Consider the following 365-nt stretch of genomic DNA (forward strand, 5'->3'; position numbering starts at 1 on the left):
GGGAACTCCCACACTACCATCGGCGCTAACACGTTTCACTTCTGAGTTCGGAATGGGATCAGGTGGGGCCATGTCGCTATTGTCGCTAGACAAAAAGGGTACAATCTAAAAAGCTGTATCAATGAAACTCGTCTCAGTGATGTATAAATACGTTTTGTGTTACTTTTTCTTGGTTTCTCTTATTCATCACTCATGTACGTGATGTTGCATATTCCTATGCAATTCTACTATGTCAAACGTCACACAACTTAAAACCACTTGGGTGTTGTATGGTTAAGCCTCACGGGTAATTAGTATTGGTTAGCTCAAGACCTCGCAGTCCTTACACACCCAACCTATCAACGTTGTAGTCTCCAACGACCCTT

General features: G+C 42.7%; 2 rRNA genes. Both read right to left on the reverse strand.

Going from position 1 to position 365, the window contains the following annotated elements:
* Nucleotides 1–90, reverse strand: a 5S ribosomal RNA gene (gene rrf, locus H4J59_RS19105); the annotation flags it as partial.
* A 179-nt stretch (nucleotides 91–269) separates the two neighbouring features.
* Nucleotides 270–365, reverse strand: a 23S ribosomal RNA gene (locus tag H4J59_RS19110); the annotation flags it as partial.

This window comes from Colwellia sp. MB02u-10 (assembly GCF_014077185.1).
GTDB lineage: Bacteria > Pseudomonadota > Gammaproteobacteria > Enterobacterales > Alteromonadaceae > Cognaticolwellia.